At 71.3% G+C, this 5,667-nt stretch carries 7 protein-coding genes; 5 read left to right on the top strand and 2 right to left on the bottom strand.

Translation table 11 applies throughout. The features are described from left to right. The first annotated feature begins 87 nt into the window (after nucleotides 1-87). From bioB to AC2VNT_RS11445, 3 genes are read left to right on the top strand one after another with little or no spacing between them, the layout of a single operon-like run. Nucleotides 88-1,128, top strand: a complete 1,041-nt coding sequence (bioB, locus tag AC2VNT_RS11455) for a biotin synthase BioB (RefSeq protein WP_486946969.1) — start codon at nucleotides 88-90, stop codon at nucleotides 1,126-1,128. After that, complete coding sequence (gene bsaP, locus AC2VNT_RS11450) at nucleotides 1,128-1,364, top strand: biotin synthase auxiliary protein BsaP (protein WP_486946968.1); 237 nt, start codon at nucleotides 1,128-1,130, stop codon at nucleotides 1,362-1,364. The genes bioB and bsaP overlap by 1 nt, the downstream gene beginning before the upstream one ends. Further along, the gene (locus AC2VNT_RS11445; RefSeq protein ID WP_486946967.1) at nucleotides 1,361-2,032 is read left to right on the top strand and encodes a DUF2567 domain-containing protein; all 672 of its coding nucleotides are present in this window, start codon (nucleotides 1,361-1,363) and stop codon (nucleotides 2,030-2,032) included. The genes bsaP and AC2VNT_RS11445 overlap by 4 nt, the downstream gene beginning before the upstream one ends. Here the strand turns inward: AC2VNT_RS11445 and AC2VNT_RS11440 are convergent. Together AC2VNT_RS11440 and AC2VNT_RS11435 are read right to left on the bottom strand one after the other, a co-directional pair. Then, the gene (locus AC2VNT_RS11440; protein WP_486946966.1) at nucleotides 1,998-3,335 is read right to left on the bottom strand and encodes a lipase family protein; all 1,338 of its coding nucleotides are present in this window, start codon (nucleotides 3,333-3,335) and stop codon (nucleotides 1,998-2,000) included. The genes AC2VNT_RS11445 and AC2VNT_RS11440 overlap by 35 nt on opposite strands. A gap of 91 nt (nucleotides 3,336-3,426) precedes the next feature. After that, the gene (locus AC2VNT_RS11435) at nucleotides 3,427-4,119 is read right to left on the bottom strand and encodes an NUDIX hydrolase (RefSeq protein WP_486946965.1); all 693 of its coding nucleotides are present in this window, start codon (nucleotides 4,117-4,119) and stop codon (nucleotides 3,427-3,429) included. A 45-nt stretch (nucleotides 4,120-4,164) separates the two neighbouring features. Between AC2VNT_RS11435 and nadA the strand changes: the two genes are divergently transcribed. Next, nucleotides 4,165-5,217 carry a quinolinate synthase NadA gene (nadA, locus tag AC2VNT_RS11430; RefSeq protein ID WP_486946964.1) on the top strand — a complete coding sequence of 351 codons (1,053 nt, stop codon included), beginning with the start codon at nucleotides 4,165-4,167 and terminating at the stop codon, nucleotides 5,215-5,217. Then, on the top strand, nucleotides 5,214-5,667 hold a 454-nt coding region (locus tag AC2VNT_RS11425; protein ID WP_486946963.1), incomplete at its 3' end, for an FAD-dependent oxidoreductase. The genes nadA and AC2VNT_RS11425, both read left to right, overlap by 4 nt.

Genomic DNA, 5,667 nt, shown 5'->3' with positions numbered 1-5,667 from the left:
GTCGTGTTTGTGCAGCTGCACACCGCTACCATAACCTGAACGGCGTTCAAGACCGAGATGACGGCGACAGTGACAAGGGAGCATCAGGTGACCCAGGCGACAACCCAATCGCGCACCGAGACCGCGAACAGCGACATCCTGGCGGTCGCCCGGGAGCAGGTGCTGGGCCGCGGCGAGGGCCTGGACAAGGACCAGGTCCTCGCCGTGCTGCAGCTCGGGGAGGACCGGCTCGTCGAGCTGCTCGACCTGGCCCACCAGGTGCGGATGCGCTGGTGCGGCGTGGAAGTCGAGATCGAGGGCATCATCAGCCTGAAGACCGGCGGCTGCACCGAGGACTGCAACTTCTGCTCGCAGTCGGCGGTCTTCGACGACTCGCCGGTGCGCGGCGTCTGGCTCGACATCCCGGAGCTGGTGGCGGCCGCCAAGGCGACCGCGGCGACCGGCGCCACCGAGTTCTGCATCGTCGCCGCCGTCCGCGGCGCCGACGACAAGCTGCTCAAGCAGGTCGACGACGGCATCAAGGCGATCCGCGCGGCCGGCCTGGACATCCCGATCGCCGCCTCGCTGGGCCTGCTGACGCCGCGAACCGCCAAGAAGCTCAAGGAGATCGGCGTCCACAAGTACAACCACAACCTGGAGACCGCGCGCTCCTACTTCCCGAGCGTGGTCACCACCCACGAGTGGGACGAGCGGCTGGCGACCCTGGAGTTGGTCCGGGAGAACGGCATGCAGCTGTGCTCCGGTGGGATCCTGGGCATGGGGGAGACCCTGGAGCAGCGCGCCGAGTTCGCCGGCCAGATCGCCGCGCTGGACCCCGACGACGTGCCGATCAACTTCCTCAACCCACAGCCCGGCACCCCGTTCGAGAGCATGCCCCCGTTGTCGGCGGTCGAGGCGCTCACCGCCGTCGCGGCGTTCCGGCTGGCGCTGCCCCGGACCACGCTGCGCTTCGCCGGCGGCCGCGAGATCACCCTCGGCGACCTGGGCGCCCGGCGCAGCCTGCTGGGCGGCGCCAACGCGATGATCGTCGGCAACTACCTGACCACGCTGGGCCGGTCGATCGACGACGACCTGGAGATGCTCGAGGAGCTGCAGATGCCGATCAAGGTGCTCAGCGAGAGCCTCTAGTGAGTAGCGAACTACCGGAGCTGGTCGGCGCCGGCGTCTACAACGTCCACACCGGCGCGCTGATCGACGATGCGGCGAAAACCTCGAAGCTGACCGCCGCCCAGCTGGGCCTGCGGCCGCCGCGGTTCTGCGCCGCCTGCGGCCGCAAGATGGCGGTGCAGGTCCGGCCGACCGGCTGGTGGGCCCGGTGCTCGCGGCACGGAACGGTGGATTCGGCGGACCTGGGGGCGCGATGACGCCGCCGACCGTGGCCGCCCCACGGGTGAGCCGGGTCGCCGCGATCGGGACGGTGGCCGGGGCGGCGGTGATCGGCGGCGCGGTGATCGGTGTGCTGTGGGCGCGGATCGCGCCGCCGGTCCACGGGGTGGTGGCGCTCACCCACGACGGCGAGCGGGTGCAGGCCTACCTCGGTGACGACGGGCAGAACTTCTTCATCGGTCCGGCGCTGGCGCTGGGCCTGCTCTCGGTGCTGGCGGTGGTCGTCGCCGCCGGGGCGTGGCAGTGGCGGGCACATCGCGGCCCGGCGATGGCGGCCGGGCTGCTGGTCGGTGTCTACGCGGCCGCCGGGCTGGCCACCAATCTCGGCGCCGGGCTGGTGCGCCGGCGCTACGGCGTGGTGGACGTCGACGCGGCCCCGGTCAGCCCCGAGCATCGGCTGCACTACGTCGTCGAGGCTCCGCCGGCCTTCTTCGGCCACACCGCACTGCAGATCGAGGTCAGCCTGCTGCTGCCGGTGGCGCTGGCCGCGCTGGTCTACGCCCTGTGCGTCGCCTTCACCGCCCGCGACGATCTGGGTGGCTACCCGGCCGACGAGCCGTCACCGCGCTATCCGCGCTCTCCGGTCGAGCCGGTGCCGCTGCCGCCCGAGGTCACGACCGGCGACGGTGCACCGCACCGCCGGTGACGACCTCCGCCACCACCAGACCCAGCCGCAGCAGGCCGACGTAGGTGGCGGGCTTGAGCAGGGCCGGCCAGCCGGACCGCACCGGGTGATCGTTCAGCGGGCGGCCGGCGAACCGATCGCTGAGCCAGCTGAGCACCATCGGCACCGATAACGGGTGCAGCGACAGGTGCTCGCTCAGCTGGTCGCGGTGGTAGGTGAGCTTCGCCCCGCCGGCCGTGTACGCCTCGGCCAGCGCGTCGATGTCGTCGACCGAGATCACCGGGTCGTGGACGGCCTGAACCATCAGCACCGGCGGCGTCGGGACCTTCGAACCGAGCCGGGTGTCGTCGAAAACGTGTTGCACCGCAGGCAGTTCCAGCACCTCGTCGAGCGGCTCGCGGACATAGGACTTCAGGTCCTTGTGCCGCATCGCCCACACCGCGCCGCCGGTGGTCATCGTCTCCAGCGAGCGCAGCAGCTCCCGGCCTTCGGTGGTGGCGTGCTCGTCGATCACCCGCCCCAGGTCCGGGTAGACGTGCGCCAGCGCGGAGATCATCATGCTCGGCAGCCCGGACCAGAACGAGCCGTTGAGCCGGCGCAGGGTGTTGCCGAGGTCGCCGACCGGCGACCCGAGCACCGCACCGGCGATGGTCAGCTCCGGCGCGTAGTCCGCGGCGACTTCGGCCGCCCAGCCGGTGGCCAGTCCGCCACCCGAGTAGCCCCACAGCCCCACCGGGGAATCGGCGGACAGGTCCAGCCGCTCGCTGCCCAGCGCCGCCCGCACCCCGTCGAGGATGCAGTAACCGGGCTCGTATGGTGCGCCCCAGTGGCCGTTCGGGCCCTCGTGGTCGGGGACCGACACCGCCCAGCCCTGCGCCAGCGCGGCGGCGATCATCACCAACTCCAGCTGCGTGAACGATCCGATCGCCCGGGCTCGGCGGCGCAGCGCATATGACGGGAAACCGCGCCCGTCCACCGCGTCGATCGCGCACTGGTAGGACAGCAGCGGGTACGGGCCGATCTTCTTGCGGTCGGCCGGCACCAGCACGGTGGTCACCGTGGCCTGCGGCCGGCCGTGGCGGTCGACGGTCCGGTAGAGCAGCTGGGTGGCGTGGATCGGTTGCGGGATCAGGCCCAGGAATGCCAGCTCGACGTCCCGGGAGCGCAGCACCGTGCCGGGCAGCGCGTGTTCGAAGCCCGCCGGCGGCTGATAGAAGGGGTCCGCGTCCGGCCGCAGTGGGTGGACGCGGTGCCGCAGCTCCTCGTGGCCGGCCTGCCCGATCCATTCGACGCCCGCGTCGCGGGCCAGGCTGTCAAAGCTCACCGGAGCATTCTGGCTTAAGAGGCCGTTAAGAATCCAGTCCGACGCACCGGTGGCGGGCAGAATCTCACCCGAACGCCGGCGGTGCCGCAGGTCACCCGGGTGGTCGCAGCGCCGCGAATTCGTCGGTGACCCGCAGCTGCGAGTCGGTGAACCGGTACAGCGCCGCCGGGCGCCCGCCGCTGCGCCCGGAGCGGGCGGTGGTGCCGGTGGGGGTGATGACGCCGCGCCGCACCAGCACCCGCTGCAGGTTGGTGGCGTCGACCTGGTAGCCGAGGGTGGCGCTGTAGATGTCCCGCAGCGTGGACACCGCGAACTCCGGCGGGGCCAGGGCGAAGCCGATGTTGGTGTAGGACATCTTGGCCGCCAGCCGGGTCCGGGCGTGATCCACCATCGGGCCGTGGTCGAAGGCCGTCGGCGGCAAGGTGTCGGCCGGATGCCAGCGGGTGTCGGCCGGCAGTTCGGGCGTCGATCCGGCCGGGACCAGGCCGAGGAAGGTCGACGCGATGGTGCGCAGGCCCGGCGTCCGGGCCGGATCGGAGAAGACCGCGAGCTGCTCCAGGTGGGCGATCTCGCGCAGGTCGACCTTCTCGGCCAGCTGCCGGCGGGTCGAGGTCAGCAGGTCCTCGTCGTCGCGGAGCACCCCGCCCGGCAGCGCCCACCGGCCGTGTTCCGGCTCCCGGGCGCGCTGCCAGAGCAGCGCGTTCAGCGTCGGGGCTCGTGAATCCAGGCCGCGAACCTGAAACACCACGGCGAGCACTTCGTGTGCAGTGCTAGTATGAACCATGTTTTCGATTGTAAGTCGAAAACCCAGTGGGGAAGGAATTTCCGTATGACGACCCTGAACACCGCCGGTCCGCTGACCAGCCATCTCGCCGACCGCATCATCAGGAGCGAGGGCGGCTACAGCGGGGTGGAGCCCGACGATGACTGGGCCGAAGAGATTCTGCGGCTGAAACAGCTGCGCAACGCCGTCATCCTGGCGCACAACTACCAGCTGCCGCCGATCCAGGACATCGCCGACCACGTCGGTGACTCACTCGGTCTGGCCCGGATCGCCGCCGAGACCGACGCGGGCACCATCGTCTTCTGCGGGGTGCACTTCATGGCGGAGACGGCCAAGATCCTGTCGCCGGAGAAGACGGTGCTGATCCCGGACGCCCGGGCTGGCTGCTCGCTGGCCGACTCGATCAGCGTCGAGGACCTGCGGGCCTGGAAGGACGACCACCCGGGCGCGGCGGTGGTCTCCTACGTCAACACCACCGCCGAGGTGAAGGCGCTCACCGACTTCTGCTGCACCTCGTCGAACGCCGTCGACATCGTCAACGCGATCGACCCGGACCGCGAGGTGCTGTTCCTGCCCGACCAGTTCCTCGGCCAGCACGTCCAACGGGTCACCGGCCGGCGGAACATGGAGATCTGGGCCGGGGAATGCCATGTGCACGCGGCGATCAACGGCGACCAGCTCGCCGAGCTGGCCCAGACCCACCCGGAGGCCGAACTCTTCGTGCACCCCGAGTGCGGGTGCGCCACCTCGGCGCTGTACCTCGTCGGTGAGGGCATCTTCCCCGAGGAGCGGGTGAAGATCCTGTCCACCGGCGGGATGCTGGCCGAGGCGCGCAAGACCCAGGCGAGCAAGGTGCTGGTCGCCACCGAGATCGGCATGCTCTACCAGCTGAGCAAGGCCGCGCCCGAGGTCGACTTCGAGGCGGTCAACTCAGGCGCCTTCTGCAAGTACATGAAGATGATCACCCCGGCCGCCCTGCTGCGCAGCCTGGTCGAGGGCGCCGACGCGATCGACGTCGACCCGCAGATCGCCCAGCTGGCCCTGCAGAGCGTGCAGCGGATGGTCTCCATCGGGCAGACCGTCACCGCCGGCGCATGACCGCCGGCGCTGTCTGGCGCCAGCGGGCCGACGTGGTCGTCATCGGCACCGGAGTCGCCGGGCTGACCGCCGCCCAGGCCGCCGCCCGGGCCGGTGCCGATGTACTGGTGCTCAACAAGGACCACCGGCCGTCCGGGGTGACTGCCACCCACTACGCCCAGGGCGGGATCGCGGTGGTGCTGCCGGATAACGACGACTCGGTGGCCGCGCACGTCGCCGACACACTGGCGGCCGGCGGCGGGCTCTGCGACCCGGACGCGGTGACCTCGATCGTCGCCGACGGGTACCGGGCGGTGGCCGAACTGGCCGGCCACGGCGCGCAATTCGACCGGGCGGCCGCCGGGCGGTGGGCGCTGACCCGGGAGGGCGGGCACTCCCGGCGGCGGATCATCCACGCCGGCGGGGACGCCACCGGAGCCGAGGTGCAGCGGGCGCTGGATCACGCCGCCG

It is taken from the genome of Mycobacterium sp. TH-M15, from assembly GCF_057473705.1.
Note: the sequence above shows the minus strand (reverse complement) of the source record. Positions and strands in the feature narration are given on the sequence as shown.